The following is a 16,964-nucleotide window of genomic DNA, read 5'->3' on the forward strand; positions in this document are numbered from 1 at the left end:
CGTGCTGTCGAAGGACATGCTGCTCGCACCGGGCGCGGAGGTGGCGATCTTGCGAGCGCTGAGAACCGCGCACAAGGATTAGCAGTCTTCTACCCCCGGCAGTTCCGTCGCCCACCGTGAAGTGTAAAAAAGTAAAAGTGCCACCGCCATTGCTGACTGGCCTGAGATATCGATGGCCAACCGACTGCACAATCGCTACCCTTCAATTCTGCGTACACTTTAAGCTTAATCCCGCTGCGGTTGCCGTTGGCGCCCTTCGACTCCCGAGCCTACATCCAGGTATCGATCACCGCATGCGGTTCCCGTTCAGGCGTCACAGCGAAAGTCGGATACTTTGCACCGGGCGGCATCACTACCGTATACACCCAAGCAGTATCTCGAACGCGGGCCCGATCTCCTCCTCAGGCACGCCGGCGTAGCCCAGCAGGAGCCCGCGTTGCACGCGCTTGCCAAGGAAATAGCGCGACAATGGCCTGACCAGGACGCCGAGGGAGCTGGCCTTCTCGGCAATAGCAACATCATCCGCATCATCCGGCAGACACAGCACCAAGTGCAAGCCGGCGTTGCTACCGTACCGGTGCAATGCGTCCGCGCCTAGATATCGCACTATCAGGGCCGCGAGGATCGCGCGGCGGCGGCCATACAGCAGACGCATCCGGCGGATATGGGCAGCATAGTCGCCCGCCTGCATGAACTCTGCTACGGTGGCTTGCGTCATCAGGTGGCCGGCGCGGTACAGCTCGGAATGCGCTGTCTGGAAGGAATGGGCCAGAGCACCTGGCAATACCATGTAGCCCATGCGCAGGCCTGGAAACAGCGTCTTGCTGAACGTACCGATGTAGATCACCGGTGCATCCGTCTGCATGCCCTGCAATGACGGGATCGGTTGCCCGGAAAACCGGAACTCGCTGTCATAGTCGTCTTCGACAATCCAGCTGCCGTGGCTGCGGGCGTACTCAAGCAGGGCCCTCCGCCGGTTCAGGCTCATCACGGCACCGAGCGGGTACTGGTGCGACGGCGTCACGAAAATAAACTTAGGTGCCGGACATGGCCCGCCGGGGCGCTCGGCGGGGATCGTCAGTCCTTCCTCGTCGACCGGCACCGGCACCATGTGAATGCCGCTCATCTGCAGCAGGCCGCGAATTCCCCAATAGCTGGGCTCCTCCACCCATGCCTGTTCGCCAGGCATTCCCAGCAACCTGACCACCAGGTCGATGGCCTGATGTATGCCCTCGGTGATCAATACCTGCGTGGCATCGCATTGCACGGAGCGCGCCACGCGCAAATGCGCGACCACGGCCTCGCGCAACGCCGGAAGGCCTCCGCCATGGCAATAGCTGAGCCACGCGGGGGCCGGATTGCGCCACAGGCGGGCCGCAATCTGGGCATAGCGCTGGCGCGGGAAGCGCGTCACGTCCGGCACGCCGGGCATGAAAGCACCCCACTGCGACGGTGATGCCGATGCGTTCGCCAGCAATTCGGCACCGCGCGGCGACAGGCCCGGCATCGCCTGCGCCCGCGCGCTCTTTGCCTCGGCTGCCTTGGCGTTGAGATAGGCCTCCGGCGCGGTGGCGGCGACAAAGGTACCGCTGCCGGTGCGGGCGTGGACATAACCCTCGGCCAGCAACTGCTCATACGCAAACATCACCGTATTGCGCGATAGCCCCAACTCGGCCGCAAGGTCACGGGATGGCGGCAGGCGGGTCTGCGGCGACAGCGTGCCATCGAGGATGGCCGCGCGGATGCACTCATAAAGACTGCGGTTAATTGGCCTCGCCAGCCCTGCCGGGCCCGCCGGCCCCAGGCGTTGAAGCAGCAAGTCTCCACAAATGGATCTCAATTGGCACCATCAATTTTGTAAATGCGGTACTGGATTGTAGTGCCAAAGCGCGATGAAATGCACCTCGCCGTCGCGTTCGGGCAGCGCGGTGTACCAATCCGGCGGGCATGCCAGCCGGGCCCATACAAGAATCACGGAGAGAGCACTTGAAGAACCTCGAACTGAACCAGCGCCGCGCCCTTGCCACGCCGCGCGGCGTCGCTGTGATGTGCGACTTCTATGCAGAGCGCGCCGAGAACGCCACGCTCTGGGACGTGGAAGGCCGCGAATACATTGACTTTGCCTGCGGCATTGCCGTGCTTAACACCGGCCACCGCCATCCGCGCGTGATACAGGCGGTGGCTGCGCAGCTCCAGCGCTTCACGCACACGGCCTACCAGATCGTGCCATACGAGAGCTACGTCATCCTTGCCGAGCGCATCAATGCGCTGGCGCCCATCGACGGCCTGAAGAAAACCGCGCTGTTTACCACCGGTGCCGAGGCCGTCGAGAACGCCATCAAGATCGCCCGCGCACATACCGGGCGCGCTGGCGTGATTGCCTTCTCCGGCGCTTTCCATGGCCGCACCCTCCTCGGCATGGCGCTGACCGGCAAGGTCGCGCCGTACAAGGTCGGCTTTGGCCCCTTCCCTGCGGACGTGTATCACGCTCCGTTTCCGTGCGAACTGCACGGCGTGAGTGCCGATCAGGCGATGCAGGCGCTGGAGTCCCTGTTCAAGACGGACGTGGACCCGCAGCGGGTGGCCGCCATCATCATCGAGCCCATCCAGGGCGAAGGCGGCTTCCACCCGGCGCCGGCAGGCTTTATGCAAAGGCTGCGCTCGCTGTGCGATCGGCATGGCATCCTGCTGATCGCCGACGAAGTGCAGACCGGATTCGCCCGCACCGGCAGGCTGTTTGCCATGTCGCACTACGCCGTGCAGCCCGATCTCCTCACCATGGCCAAGAGCCTCGCCGGCGGCATGCCGCTCTCGGCGGTGTGCGGGCGTGCCGAGGTCATGGATGCAGCGCTGCCGGGCGGGCTGGGCGGCACCTACGCGGGCAACCCGCTGGCGGTAGCGGCAGCACACGCGGTGATCGATGTAATCGAAGAAGAGCGGCTGTGCGAGCGCGCCACCGAGCTGGGCAATCAGCTGAAGTCAGTGCTGGATCAGGCGGCCGAAAACTGCCCGGCAATCGCCGACATCCGCGGCACCGGATCGATGATCGCGGTGGAGTTCCAGGATCCCGAAACCGGCGAGCCGAGCGCGGAGATCGCCAAACGGGTGCAGCAGCGCGCCCTTGCCGCCGGGCTGATCCTGCTGACCTGTGGCACGTATGGCAACACGATCCGCTTCCTCTACCCGCTAACCATCCCGCAAGCCCAGTTCGATGCGGCGCTCGCGGTGCTGACCCAGGTGCTGGATGGCCTGACCGACTGAGGGAAAGATCATGCGATTCCAACACCCCCCGCTGCTGCGCAATGCCTGCCTGATCGACGGCGAATGGACACAAGCCGCGAACGGTGCCGTGCTGTCCGTACATAACCCCGCCACGCAAGAGGTCATCGGCACCGTGCCCGCCTGCGGCGCTGCCGAGACCGAGCAGGCCGTGGCAGCCGCGGAACGTGCCCTGCCGTCCTGGCGCGACCTGACCGGCAAGGCGCGCGCCGCGGTGCTGCGCCGCTGGGCCGACCTGGTGCTGGCCCACCAGGAGGACCTGGCGCAGTTGATGACCGCAGAGCAAGGCAAGCCGCTGGCTGAAGCGCGCGGCGAAGTCGCCTACGCGGCGTCCTTCCTCGAATGGTTCGGCGAAGAGGCCAAGCGCGTCGACGGCGATGTGCTGTCGAGCCCGCGCCCCAGCCAGAAGCTGCTCGTGCTGCGCCAGCCGGTCGGCGTCTGCGCCGCGATCACGCCCTGGAACTTTCCGGCGGCGATGATCACCCGCAAGGCCGGTCCGGCGCTGGCGGCGGGATGCACGATGATCGTGAAACCGGCCGAGCAGACGCCGCTGACCGCGCTGGCGCTGGCCGCACTGGCCGAGCAAGCCGGCGTGCCGCACGGTGTCTTGCAGGTGGTCACCGGCGATCCGATCGAGATCGGCAACGTGCTGTGTGCAAGCCCGGTGGTGCGCAAGCTGAGTTTCACCGGCTCGACCGCCATCGGCAAGCTGCTGATGGCGCAATGCGCCGGCACGGTCAAGAAGCTGTCGCTGGAGCTCGGCGGCAACGCACCGCTGATCGTGTTTGAAGACGCCGACCTCGACCGCGCGGTCGACGGCATCATGGCGTCCAAGTTCCGCAACAGCGGCCAGACCTGCGTATGCGCCAATCGCATCTATGTCCATGATGCTGTCTATGACGAGGTTGCGAGCCGGCTGGTGCAGGCCGTTGGCGCGTTGAAGGCGGGCCATGGCATCGACAGCGGGGTCACGCAAGGCCCCCTGATCGATGGCGAAGCCGTCGCCAAGGTGGAAAGCCATATTGCCGATGCGCTCCTGCATGGCGCACGCGTACTGACCGGTGGCCGCCGCCATGCGCTTGGCGGCACCTTCTTCGAGCCCACGGTGCTGGCCCACGCCACCGCTGCCATGCGTGTCGCGCGCGAGGAAACCTTCGGCCCGCTTGCCCCGCTGTTCCACTTCAGGGACGAGCAAGACGTCATTGCCATGGCCAATGACACCGAATCCGGCCTCGCCGCGTACTTTTTTTCCAGGAACATCGGCAAGGTATGGCGCGTGGCCGAGGCGCTGGAATACGGCATGGTCGGCATCAATACCGGGCTGATCTCGAACGAGGTGGCGCCGTTCGGCGGCGTCAAGCAATCCGGGCTCGGGCGCGAAGGGTCGCGGTATGGCATCGACGAGTACCTCGAAATGAAATACCTCTGCCTGGACCTGGACTGACCACACCGGCGCGGCCGCATGCAACGGCTCCAGGAACCGCATGCGCCCGCCCTTGCCGAGCGCCAAGGCGGTTCCATCAACTATTCCGGATTGGTCCTTCCGGGGACTCCGCATGTTCCTTAAGCTAGTCAGGCATCCCCACTTGACCGGAACGAGTCAAGCTTTTACGCAGTTCAACGAGGAGAAATTCATGTCGAATTCTGGTGGCGCCCTGCGCGAAATTGACAGCCTTATGGTTCCCCCCGCCAATGCCGCCGGCGAGCCGGCCCCGGCTTCGCCGGGGAAGCTGGAGGAACGCCTGAAGAAGGCGAAGAAGAAGGTCGCAGACGTGCAGTACGTCGTCGTGGAACGGAGCCGCCACACGGTCCGCGCTGCGGATGACTATGTGCATGAACGCCCATGGACAGCAATCGGCGTTGCCGCCGCTGCCGGCGTACTGATCGGCTGGCTGATCGACAAGCGATAAGCGCGCGCGCCTTGCGCGTTGCCATTGGCACACCCGCCGAGCAACCAGGACCGCAGGCTGCCGTGCTTCCGGCAGTCCGGGTCACGCCTTGCCTGCTGCCTGAACCACGAGAACGACCATGAACCGCTTCCCCCGCGTCACCCTGCTCAACACCCTGCTGCTTGCCGCCAGCCTGACCACCGGCGCGGCCCATGCCCAGCTTTCCCCCGGCACCGCTACACCGGAACAACCTGGCATCGCCAGCCACGCGCGCAAGGCCAATATCGTCATTGTCGGCACTGGTGGCACCATTGCCGGAGCCGGAGCCGCCGCCACCAATACCGCCGCCTACCAGTCCGCCGTGGTGCCGGTCGACAAGATCATCGCCTCGGTGCCCGAAATCTCCAGGGTGGCTAACGTCAAGGGCGAACAGGTATTCCAGATAGGCTCAGAGAGCTTCAACAACGAGCGCCTGCTCAAGCTCGGCAAGCACGTGTCCGCGCTGCTGAAGCAGCCCGACGTGGACGGCGTCGTGATCACCCACGGCACCGACACCATCGAGGAAACCGCATACTTCCTCAACCTCACGCTGAAGAGCGACAAGCCGGTGGTGGTAGTTGGCTCGATGCGCCCCGGCACCGCGCTGGGTGCCGACGGAGCGCTCAATCTGTACGATGCCGTGCTGGTGGCTTCCAGTCCCGAGTCCAGAGGCAAGGGAACCCTGGTGGTGCTGAACGACGAAATCCACACCGGTCGCGACGTCACGAAGGCCAACACCTTCAAGGTCGAGACCTTCCAATCCCCGTTTGGCCCGCTGGGCTACGTGGTGGAAGGCCGTACGTTGTTCTTCCGCCTGCCGGCGCGTCCGCATACCATGCAGACCGAATGGGACATCGACAAGATCGACAAGCTGCCCGAGGTCGCCGTGGTGTACGCCTACGGCAACGTCAATCCAGCCAGCGTCGAGGCGGCAGTGAGGCACGGCGCCAGGGCGATCGTCTATGCCGCCACTGGCAACGGCAGCGTGGGCGACTACATGGTCGAGCCGCTCAAGGCGGCGCGCGCAAAGGGCGTCCAGATCGTGCGCGCCTCGCGCACCGGCGGTGGCGTGGTGGTCCGCAATGCCGAACAGCCGGACGACAAATTCGGCTGGCTGGTCACCGATGACCAGATCGCGCAGAAGGCCCGTATCCTGATGGCGCTGGCACTGACCAGCACCAGTGACAACAAGGAACTGCAGAAGATCTTCTGGAAATACTGAAGCTGGCAGCCTGTTGCTGCTGCCGCTTCTGCCGCGCTTGCCCGCGTCGCGGGCAAGCACGCTCAGCGCCCGGACTCCGCGAGCTTCGCGGACGCCAGCAGCTTCGGGTCGGCTATACGGCTGAGATAGGCCCACAGTTCATCGACCAGCAGTTTGGGGCTGGCTGCCGAGCGGTACAGGCGAATGTCCAGGCTTGTGGCCCAGGCGGCGGGACCCGCTATCACCAGCGTGCCCGCACTCAGTTCGTCGGTGACGCAACTCTCGGGCAGCCAGCCCACGCCATGGCCGGCCACGACCATGGCTTTCAGCGCTTCGGACATGTGCGTCTCGAAGCAGCGCCGCAGCGCGTACGGTTCCGGTGCATTGAGCAATATCATTTCGACCACGTTACCAAGGAACGCACCCGACGAATACGCCATGAAAGGCAGCGGCTTCGCACTGGTGCCCGGCAGGCGGAAAATCGGTTCGCCATGCTGGTCCGGCGCGGAGAACGGCAGGATCCGCTCCACGCCCAGCATCAGAAACGGATAGCCGTTCGGGTCCAGCAGGATCGGCAGATGCTGATGGTGGTAGCCCAGCAGAATGTCACAGTCATCGTCCACCAGTTGCTGGACGCCCTCCGGGACATTCACGGCATGCACGCAGGCGGTCAGCATGCCGAAGCGCTCATGCAGCGATTTGAGCCAGGTCGGGAAGAAGTTGAACACCAGCGTGTGCGCCACCGAAAAGCGGATGACCTTGTCTTTCTCGCCCAGCGGCTGCCGGTTACTGAGCAAGGCGCGTGCCGCGTAGGCATCACGTAACAAGTCCGCGGCCAGGCGGCGGAACAACCACCCGGCGGTCGTGAGCGTTGCCGGATGCACACTCCGATCGACGAGGCTGATGCCGAGCCACTCCTCCAGTGCCATGATGCGCCGGCTGAGCGCCGACTGAGTGATATGGCGATCGCCAGCGGCACGTGAAAAGCTGCGCGTTTCAGCGAGGCACAGAAAGTCTTCAAGCCACTTGATTTCCATGATGGAACTACTCGGGATCAGGTTGCGACGGAGGGTCTGAGCCTCATCATACGGAAACGCTCGGCCGCGCGAATCGGTGGAACCCCGATAGTAGTCCTATGTCTCGATGAAAAATTCGCGGCCCTTTATTCCAAAATCACAACACCTTCAATTCAGCTCCGCCGACCAGGCTCGCTCTGCAAGCGCAAGTTCCTATCTCTCGCGTCTCTCCCGCTGCAGCATGCGCATCTCGGCGCATGCCATGACAAATTTGCATGAAGTTCGTATGTCGTCATGGCTATGCATAAGCTGGTCTCCTCTCATCAAGTCCACCACTAAGCAAACGAGGAGCACATCGATGGCCGCAGGACCCTTCAGAACCGAACATGATCTCCTGGGCGATCGCGACGTCCCAGCCGAAGCCTACTACGGTGTACATACCTTGCGCGCGGTGGAGAACTTCCCGATTACCGGCACTCCGATCTCCATCTACCCGGAGCTGATCAAGGCACTGGCATACATCAAGCAGGGCGCCGCGCTAGCCAACCATGAGCTTGGCCTGCTCGACGAGGAGCGCTGCGACGCCATCGTCATGGCGTGTGCTGAACTAGTTGGCGGCAAACTGCACGAGCAATTCGTGGTCGACGTGATCCAGGGCGGTGCCGGGACCTCGACCAACATGAATGCAAACGAGGTCATCGCCAATCGCGCGCTGGAATTGATGGGGCACGAGAAAGGCCAGTACCAGTTCCTGCACCCGAACGAGCAGGTCAATATCGGACAGAGCACCAACGACGTCTACCCGTCCGCGCTGAAGATCGCGACGTGGTTCGGTATCCTGGGGCTGGTGGACGCCATGGGCGTGCTGCGCCGCGCCTTCGAGCAGAAGGCCGAAGAGTTCAGGCACGTCCTGAAAATGGGGCGCACCCAGTTGCAGGATGCGGTACCCATGACGCTGGGCCAGGAGTTCAGCACGTATGCCGTGATGCTTGGCGAAGACGAGGAGCGGCTGCGCGAGGCCGCCCTGCTGATCTGCGAAATCAATATGGGTGCAACCGCGATCGGCACCGGTATTACCGCGCATCCGGACTACGCGCCGCTGATCCTGAAACGGCTCAGGGAAATCACCGGCATTCCGTTGGTGACGGCCCCCAACCTGATCGAGGCAACCCAGGACTGCGGCGCATTCGTGCAATTGTCAGGCGTGCTCAAGCGCGTAGCGGTCAAGCTGTCGAAGACCTGCAACGACCTGCGCCTGCTTTCCAGCGGCCCGCGTGCCGGCCTGGGCGAGATCAATTTACCGCCGATGCAGGCAGGGTCGAGCATCATGCCTGGCAAGGTCAACCCCGTCATCCCGGAAGTGGTCAACCAGATCGCATTCGAGGTGATTGGCAATGACATCACGGTCAGCTTCGCCGCGGAAGCCGGCCAATTGCAGCTCAACGCCTTCGAGCCGATCATCGCGCACAGCCTGTTCAAGAGCGTGAGCCATCTGCGCAACGGCTGCCTGACCCTGGCGGAGCGCTGCGTCAGCGGTATCACCGCCAATGAAGAACGCCTGCGGACGACGGTAGAGAACTCCATCGGCATCGTGACCGCCCTGAACCCCTACATCGGCTACGCGAACGCTACCGCGGTCGCTCAGGAGGCGCACGCCTCTGGCGGCAGCGTCTATGAAATCGTGCTGCACAAGGGACTGCTGTCCAGGGAAGAGCTTGACCGGATCCTTCGCCCCGAAGTCCTGACGCAGCCTGCACCGCTAAGCCAGGCCGCACACGCCCGCTGAGCCGGGAGACGGCGCGCTCCGCACGGCTGATGCAGGCCGCGCGGAAGCGCCTGCTGCCAAATCGACGGCCAGACCAGGCATCTGTCCGCAATCGCTGGAGACAACGCATCATGAAGGCAAACAAGCTGACCAGCACGATCATGCTCGCCATGGTCCTGGGCATCGTTACCGGCTATCTGTGCAACACCCTCGCGCCCGACCCGGCGAAGGCGAAGGAGATTGCCGGCTATTTCTCGATCGTTACCGACATCTTCCTGCGCATGATCAAAATGATCATCGCACCGCTGGTATTCGGCACCCTGGTGGCGGGTATCGCCGGCATGAAGGATGCCGGTGCCGTGGGACGTATCGGCATCAAGGCACTGGGCTGGTTTATCACAGCCTCGTTCATATCGCTGCTGCTCGGCATGGTCTTCGTGGACCTGCTGCAGCCGGGACACGCCCTCAACCTGCCGCTGCCGGAAGTGGGCACGGCGACCAACCTCAAGACCTCCTCGCTGAACCTGAAGGACTTCATCACGCACGTCTTCCCCAAGAGCGTGTTTGAAGCGATGGCGCAAAACGAGATCCTCCAGATCCTGGTCTTCTCGCTGTTCTTCGGCTTCGCCATCGCCTCGTTCCAGGGTAAGGTCGGCCATCACCTGGTGGCGTCGATCGAAGAGCTGGTGACGATCATGCTGCGCGTCACTGATTTTGTCATGCGCTTTGCCCCGCTCGGCGTGTTTGCCGCGGTTGCCGCGGCGATCACGGTGCAGGGTATCGGCGTGCTGTTCACCTACGGCAAGTTCATCGGCGGCTTCTACCTGGGGTTGCTGGTGCTGTGGCTGGTGCTGACCGCGGCGGGCTACCTGTTCCTGGGCGGGCGGGTGTTCACGCTGCTCAAGCTGATCCGTGAGCCGACCATCCTTGCTTTCTCGACCGCCAGCAGCGAGGCGGCCTATCCCAAGACCATGGAACAGATGGAGAAGTTCGGTGTCCCCAACAAGGTAACCGGCTTCGTCCTGCCGCTTGGCTATTCCTTCAACCTCGATGGCTCGATGATGTACCAGGCTTTCGCCGCGCTGTTTATCGCGCAGGCGTACAACATCGAACTGAGCCTGACACAGCAGATCACCATGCTGCTGGTGCTGATGATCACCAGCAAGGGCATTGCAGGTGTGCCGCGAGCTTCCATCGTAGTGGTGGCGGCGACGCTGCCGATGTTCGGCCTGCCTGAAGCCGGACTGCTGCTGATCCTGGGCATCGATCAGTTCCTCGACATGGGGCGCACCGCTACCAATGTCATTGGCAACAGCATCGCTACGGCTGTCGTCGCCAAATGGGAGGGCGAGTTGAGCCCGGCGCAGCTGCCTGAGCCGGACGACATCGTGGAAGCCCCTGCGCAGCAACCTCGCGGCGGCTAGCCGCCGCGCCCGCGTGCGCTGGCCCGGAAGGGCCGCGCCACGCGGGCTCGGGTATTCCCTGACGCTCTCGCATGAAATCTCATAACGATCCGGGCGCCGCAATATGGAATCACCAACTGGTCGCCCTGGGCATTCAAACCTTTTCCTTTCCAATCAACGGCTTGCGATCTGAGCACAGCCTTCCCGGCAATGGCACGGCGATTGCTAAATCACTCTGCCGCAGCATCAACCGATGCCATTCAAAACAAACAAGTGGAGACAGCATGAGCGCACGAGAAGCGGGCGATCTCGATCCCGTCGAGACCGCCGAGTGGGTGGAATCCTTGCAAGCGGTAACGCAGCACCGCGGCACAGAGCGCGCCAACCAACTGGTCAACGCGCTGGTCGATGAAGCGCGGCGCGACGGCCTCTATGTGCCGCGCTCGCTGACCACGGGCTACCGCAACACCATCGCCCCCGAGGACCAGGCGCAATCGACCGGAGACCGCGCCATCGAGCATCGCCTGCGCTCGATCATCCGCTGGAACGCAATGGCGATCATCCTTCGCGCCAACAAGGAATCGTCGGAGCTTGGTGGCCACATCGCCAGCTTCCAGTCGGCGGCGACGCTCTACGACATCGGCTTCGGCCACTTCTGGCACGCGCCCACGGACACCCATGGCGGCGACCTGCTGTACATCCAGGGTCACAGCGCGCCGGGCATCTACGCGCGCGCCTTTGTCGAGGGGCGACTCACGGAACAGCAATTGCTGGGTTACCGCCAAGAGACCGGCGGTACCGGCCTGTCGTCCTACCCGCACCCGTGGTTGATGCCGGACTTCTGGCAATTCCCCACCGTGTCGATGGGCCTGGGGCCGCTGATGTCGATCTATCAGGCGCGCTTCCTCAAGTACCTGCAAGGCCGCGGCCTGGCGGACACCGCGCCGCGCAAGGTCTGGGCCTTCATGGGCGACGGCGAGATGGATGAACCCGAATCGCTGGGCGCGATCTCGCTCGCGGGCCGCGAACGGCTGGATAACCTGATCTTTGTCATCAACTGCAACCTGCAGCGCCTGGACGGCCCCGTGCGCGGCAACGGCAAGATCATCCAGGAGCTGGAATCCGTCTTCCGCGGCGCTGGCTGGAATGTGATCAAGGTGGTCTGGGGCGGCGGCTGGGACAAGCTGCTGGCCAAGGACAAGAGCGGCCTGCTGCTGCGGCGCATGGAGGAATGCGTCGACGGCGAGTACCAGGACTTCAAGAGCAAGAGCGGCGCCTATGTACGCGAGCACTTCTTCGGCAAGTATGAAGAACTCAAGGCGCTGGTCGCGGATATGAGCGATGACGAGATCTGGGGCCTGACGCGGGGTGGCCATGATCCGGAGAAGGTGTTCGCGGCCTACGCCGCCGCCGTCAGGCACGCGGGCGAGCCCACGCTGATCCTGGCCAAGACGGTCAAGGGCTATGGTATGGGCGAATCGGGCGAAGGCCAGATGATTGCCCACCAGGCCAAGAAGATGACGCTGGATGCGTTGCGCGGCTTCCGCGACCGCTTCCAGATTCCGGTCAGCGATGAGCAACTGGCCGACATCCCCTTTATCAAGCTGCCCGACGACAGCCCCGAGATGCAGTACCTGCGCGCCCGGCGCGCGGCGCTGGGCGGCTACCTGCCGGCACGCCGCAGCAAGTCTCATGCGCTGGAGATCCCGCCGCTGTCCACCTTCCAGCGCCTGCTGGACAGCACCGGCGAGCGCGAGATCTCCACCACCATGGCCTTCGTGCAGATGCTTGGCACCCTGGTGCGCGACAAGGCCATCGGCAGGCACGTAGTCCCCATCGTGCCCGACGAGTCGCGCACCTTCGGCATGGAGGGCATGTTCCGCCAGCTCGGCATCTATTCCTCCGTCGGCCAGCTCTACAAACCGCAGGATGCCGACCAGCTCATGTACTACCGCGAGTCCAAGGACGGTCAGGTGCTGCAGGAGGGGATCAACGAGGGCGGCGCGATGTCGAGCTGGATTGTCGCGGCGACGTCGTACAGCACGAGCAATGTGCCGATGATTCCGTTCTACATCTATTACTCGATGTTCGGGCTCCAGCGGGTCGGCGACCTGGCCTGGCTGGCGGGCGACATCCGCGCGCGCGGCTTCCTGCTGGGCGGCACGGCGGGACGCACCACGCTCAACGGCGAAGGCCTGCAGCACGAGGACGGCCATAGCCACATCATCGCAGGCACCATCCCCAACTGCGTCTCCTACGACCCCACCTTCGCCTATGAGGTCGTGACCATCGTGCGCGACGGCATGCGCCGGATGTACCAGGACCAGGAGGATGTCTATTACTACATCACCCTGATGAACGAGAACTACCCGCACCCGGGCCTCGCGGAAGCGGGCCCCGCCGCCGAGGCGGGCATTCTCAAGGGCCTCTACAAGCTCAAGGACGGCGGCAAGGGCGGCAAGGGCGGATTACGCGTGCAGCTCATGGGCAGCGGCACCATCCTGCGCGAAGTGATCGCGGCGGCCGAACTTCTGAAGGCGGACTACAACGTCACGGCCGACATCTGGAGCGCCACCAGCTACAACGAACTGCGCCGCGACGGCATGGCCACCGAACGCTGGAACCTGCTGCACCCGACCGAGGCTCGCCGCAAGAGTTGGGTCGAGTCCAGTCTGGAAGGCCACGAGGGCCCCGTGATCGCTTCCACCGACTACATGCGCAACTACGCCGACCAGGTACGCGAGTACGTGCAGGCGGCCGGACGGCGCTATGTCGTGCTGGGCACCGATGGCTTTGGCCGTAGCGACTACCGCGCCAAGTTGCGCAGCTTCTTCGAGGTCGATCGCTACCACGTGGCCGTAGCCGCGCTCAAGGCCCTGTGCGACGACGGCGCGATCAAGCCGTCGGTAGTGGCCGAGGCCATTGCCAGGTATGGGGTGGATACCGAGCGCGCAGCGCCGTGGACGGTCTGAGACGCCAAGGATTGAGGACTATGAACCAAGCCATTGATATCAAGGTGCCCGACATCGGCGACTTCAAGGACGTACCGGTGATCGAGCTGTTCGTCAAAGTGGGAGACCTGGTCAACCCCGAGGACCCCCTGGTCTCGCTGGAATCCGACAAGGCCACCATGGATGTGCCGTCGCCGCACGGCGGCGTGGTCAAGCAGATCCACGTCAAGCTGGGCGATGCCGTCAGCGAGGGCAGCCTGCTGATGCAGTTCGAGGGCATGGGCGCTGTAGTGCCGGCGGACACCGCCAAGCCCAGCGTGAACGCGCCGCCCTCACCGGTGAACGCGCCTGCCGGGCTGGCCGAAATCCGCATCCCTGACATCGGCGACTTCAAGGACGTGCCGGTGATCGAGATCTTCGTCAAGGTGGGCGACACCGTGAAGGCAGAGGACCCGCTGGTCTCGCTGGAGTCCGACAAGGCCACCATGGACGTGCCCGCGCCCCTGAGCGGCGTGGTCAGGGAGATCCGCGTCAAGCTGGGAGACACCGTCAGCGAAGGCAGCATCATCATGGCGCTTGCCACCGACGATGCCGCCGCCACGGCCACGGCCCCCGCCGCTCCGGCGCTGCTTGCCGCACCGGCACCGGCGGCACCTTCGAATATCTCCCCGTCCGGCGTCGACGAAGCCGCCTTCCGGCTGGCTTACGCCGGGCCGGCAGTACGCAAGCTCGCCCGCGAGTCCGGCGTCGACCTGGGCAAGGTGCACGGCAGCGGCGCGCACGGCCGCATCCTGCGCGCCGACGTCGAGGCATTCGCCAGCACTGGTGGCCAGACTGCGCCCGTGCCCGCGACCAAGCCCGCCTCCGCGCCCGCCGGCAGCGGTACCGGCCTGGACCTGCTGCCATGGCCCAAGGTTGATTTCGCGAAGTTCGGCCCGGTCGAGCGTAAGGATCTGAGCCGCATCAAGAAGATCTCCGGCGCCAACCTGCATCGCAACTGGGTGGTGATCCCACACGTCACCACACATGACGAGGCGGATATCACGGACCTGGAGCAGTTCCGCGTGCAGATGAACAAGGAGCTGGAGAAGAGCGGCGTCAAGATCAGCATGCTGCCCTTCATGATGAAAGCGGCAGTGGCCACGCTGAAGGCATTCCCCGAGTTCAACGCAAGTCTGGACGGCGACAGTCTGGTGCTCAAACAGTACTACCACATCGGTTTCGCGGCCGACACGCCCAACGGCCTGATGGTGCCGGTGATCCGCGACGTCGACAAAAAGACCATCCCCGACATCGCGCGGGAGATGGGCGAACTGGCCAGACTGGCGCGCGAGGGCAAGCTCAAGCCCGACCAGATGTCGGGCGGCACCTTCACGATCAGCTCGCTCGGCGGCATCGGCGGCCTCCACTTCACGCCCATCATCAATGCGCCCGAGGTAGCCATCATGGGGGTCTGCAAGAGCTTCTGGAAGCAGTACTCCAGCGACGGCAAGACCTGGGCTTCGCGCCTGACGCTCCCGCTGTCGTTGTCGTGGGACCACCGCGTCATCGACGGCGCCGCGGCGGCGCGCTTCAACGTCTATTTTGCCAACCTGCTCGCCGATCTGCGGCGTGTGCTGTTCTGAGGGGCGTGCAGCAATGACTCAACGTGTCGAAGTCAAGGTGCCGGATATCGGCGATTTTAAGGACGTCACGGTAATCGAAGTGATGGTCAGGCCCGGCGAGACCATCGCCGTGGATACCAGCCTGATCGCCGTCGAATCCGACAAGGCCTCGATGGAGATCCCCTCCACGCATGCCGGCGCGGTGAAGGAAATCCTGGTCAAGGTCAACGACAAGGTCAGCGAGGGCTCGGTGATCCTGGTGGTCGAGGCCGCAGCCGTGGCTGCGCCGGCGGCGCCCGCACCGGTGGCGGAGAAGGCTGCGCCAGCCGCGCCGGTACCCAATGCGGCAAGCTACGGCGGACGGGCTGACCTGGAGTGCGAGATGCTGGTGCTCGGCGCCGGCCCCGGCGGTTATTCCGCCGCGTTCCGCAGCGCGGACCTGGGCATGAAGACCGTCCTGGTCGAACGCTACGACACCCTTGGCGGGGTGTGCCTGAACGTCGGCTGCATCCCCTCCAAGGCACTGCTGCACACGGCCGCGGTGATGGACGAGGTGGCGCAACTGCCCGACCACGGCATCCGGTACGGCGCGCCCGAGGTGGATCTCGACAAGCTGCGCGGCTTCAAGGACGGCGTCATCAGGAAGCTCACCGGCGGCCTCGCCAGCATGGCCAAGGCCCGCAAGGTCGAGGTCTTGACGGGTGTCGGCAGCTTTCTCGACCCGCACCACCTCGAAGTGCTGGCGGCCGATGGCGGCAAACGCGTCGTCAGGTTCGCCAAGGCGATCATCGCCGCCGGCAGCCAGGCTGTGAAGCTGCCCTTCATGCCCGACGATGAGCGTGTGGTCGACTCCACCGGCGCCCTGCAGCTGAAGTCGATTCCCAAACGCATGCTGGTGGTGGGCGGCGGCATCATCGGCCTGGAGATGGCCACGGTCTACTCCACGCTGGGCACGCGCATCGATGTGGTGGAAATGCTCGACGGCCTGATGCAGGGTGCCGACCGCGACCTGGTCAAGGTCTGGGAGAAGAAGAACGCGCGCCGCTTCGACCAGGTCATGCTGAAGACCAGAACGGTTGGCGCCAGGGCAACGGCGGCCGGCATCGAGGTCAGCTTCGAGGGCAAGGAAGCGCCGCCGCCGCAGGTCTACGACGTGGTGCTGGTGGCGGTAGGCCGGAGTCCCAACGGCAAGTCCATCGGTGCGGAGAAGGCCGGCGTGGCCGTCACCGAGCGCGGCTTCATCGAGGTCGACCGGCAGATGCGGACCAACGTCGCGCATATCCACGCGATCGGCGACATCGTCGGCCAGCCGATGCTGGCGCACAAGGCGGTGCACGAAGCGCATGTGGCTGCCGAAGCCGCCCACGGCGAGCCCGCGTTCTTCGATGCGCGCCAGATCCCGTCGGTGGCTTACACCGACCCGGAGGTGGCGTGGGCCGGCAAGACCGAAGATCAGTGCAAGGCCGAAGGCATCCAGTTCAGCAAGGCCGTGTTCCCGTGGGCCGCGTCCGGCCGGGCCATCGCCAATGGCCGCGACGAGGGCTTCACCAAGCTGCTGGTCGACGAAGCCACGCATCGCGTAATCGGCGGAGGCATCGTCGGCACGCATGCCGGCGACCTGATCGGCGAGATCTGCCTGGCCGTGGAAATGGGCTGCGAGCCTACCGACGTGGGCAAGACCATCCACCCGCATCCGACCCTGGGTGAATCGATTGGCATGGCCGCCGAGGTCTTCGCGGGCCACTGCACCGATCTGCCGCCCATGAAGAAGAAATAGGCGACAGGCGCGCGGCGCAGCCATTGCGTCGCGTGCCCGC

The 16,964-nt window shown here is 64.4% G+C and carries 11 protein-coding genes; 9 read left to right on the forward strand and 2 right to left on the reverse strand.

Annotated elements, in window-relative coordinates:
* Positions 1-352 precede the first annotated feature (352 nt).
* Positions 353-1,840 (reverse strand): MocR-like pyridoxine biosynthesis transcription factor PdxR, encoded by a 1,488-nt coding sequence (pdxR, locus tag J8I82_RS31615; RefSeq protein ID WP_209763528.1) that lies wholly within the window; start codon positions 1,838-1,840, stop codon positions 353-355.
* A gap of 146 nt (positions 1,841-1,986) precedes the next feature.
* On the opposite strand from pdxR, the gene J8I82_RS31620 reads away from it, so the two are divergent.
* The 4 genes from J8I82_RS31620 (at position 1,987) to J8I82_RS31635 (ending at position 6,429) form a co-directional block, all read left to right on the forward strand.
* A complete protein-coding gene (locus J8I82_RS31620) occupies positions 1,987-3,261 on the forward strand; it encodes a 4-aminobutyrate--2-oxoglutarate transaminase (protein ID WP_245180342.1) in 1,275 nt (424 codons plus the stop codon).
* A 10-nt stretch (positions 3,262-3,271) separates the two neighbouring features.
* The gene (locus tag J8I82_RS31625; protein ID WP_209763532.1) at positions 3,272-4,723 is read left to right on the forward strand and encodes an NAD-dependent succinate-semialdehyde dehydrogenase; all 1,452 of its coding nucleotides are present in this window, start codon (positions 3,272-3,274) and stop codon (positions 4,721-4,723) included.
* Positions 4,724-4,865: 142 nt separating this feature from the next.
* On the forward strand, positions 4,866-5,189 hold the full coding sequence (locus tag J8I82_RS39425; RefSeq protein ID WP_336620920.1) for a glycine zipper domain-containing protein: 324 nt from the start codon (positions 4,866-4,868) through the stop codon (positions 5,187-5,189).
* 118 nt (positions 5,190-5,307) lie between these two features.
* Complete coding sequence (locus J8I82_RS31635; protein WP_209763534.1) at positions 5,308-6,429, forward strand: asparaginase; 1,122 nt, start codon at positions 5,308-5,310, stop codon at positions 6,427-6,429.
* 62 nt (positions 6,430-6,491) lie between these two features.
* Here J8I82_RS31635 and J8I82_RS31640 read toward each other — a convergent pair whose 3' ends face one another.
* Positions 6,492-7,445 (reverse strand): LysR substrate-binding domain-containing protein, encoded by a 954-nt coding sequence (locus J8I82_RS31640; protein ID WP_209763535.1) that lies wholly within the window; start codon positions 7,443-7,445, stop codon positions 6,492-6,494.
* A 337-nt stretch (positions 7,446-7,782) separates the two neighbouring features.
* Here J8I82_RS31640 and aspA point away from each other — a divergent pair, with 337 nt between their 5' ends.
* The 5 genes from aspA (at position 7,783) to lpdA (ending at position 16,924) form a co-directional block, all read left to right on the forward strand.
* Positions 7,783-9,210, forward strand: a complete 1,428-nt coding sequence (aspA, locus tag J8I82_RS31645; protein WP_209763601.1) for an aspartate ammonia-lyase — start codon at positions 7,783-7,785, stop codon at positions 9,208-9,210.
* A 110-nt stretch (positions 9,211-9,320) separates the two neighbouring features.
* A complete protein-coding gene (locus tag J8I82_RS31650; protein ID WP_209763536.1) occupies positions 9,321-10,613 on the forward strand; it encodes a dicarboxylate/amino acid:cation symporter in 1,293 nt (430 codons plus the stop codon).
* A 263-nt stretch (positions 10,614-10,876) separates the two neighbouring features.
* Positions 10,877-13,564, forward strand: a complete 2,688-nt coding sequence (gene aceE / locus J8I82_RS31655) for a pyruvate dehydrogenase (acetyl-transferring), homodimeric type (protein ID WP_209763537.1) — start codon at positions 10,877-10,879, stop codon at positions 13,562-13,564.
* Between the two features lie 20 nt (positions 13,565-13,584).
* Positions 13,585-15,168, forward strand: coding sequence for a dihydrolipoyllysine-residue acetyltransferase (locus J8I82_RS31660; RefSeq protein ID WP_209763538.1), 1,584 nt, complete (start codon positions 13,585-13,587; stop codon positions 15,166-15,168).
* A 13-nt stretch (positions 15,169-15,181) separates the two neighbouring features.
* A complete protein-coding gene (gene lpdA, locus J8I82_RS31665; RefSeq protein WP_209763539.1) occupies positions 15,182-16,924 on the forward strand; it encodes a dihydrolipoyl dehydrogenase in 1,743 nt (580 codons plus the stop codon).
* Positions 16,925-16,964: the final 40 nt, after the last annotated feature.

It is taken from the genome of Cupriavidus consociatus (assembly GCF_017814975.1).
In the GTDB taxonomy this organism is placed as follows: domain Bacteria; phylum Pseudomonadota; class Gammaproteobacteria; order Burkholderiales; family Burkholderiaceae; genus Cupriavidus; species Cupriavidus consociatus.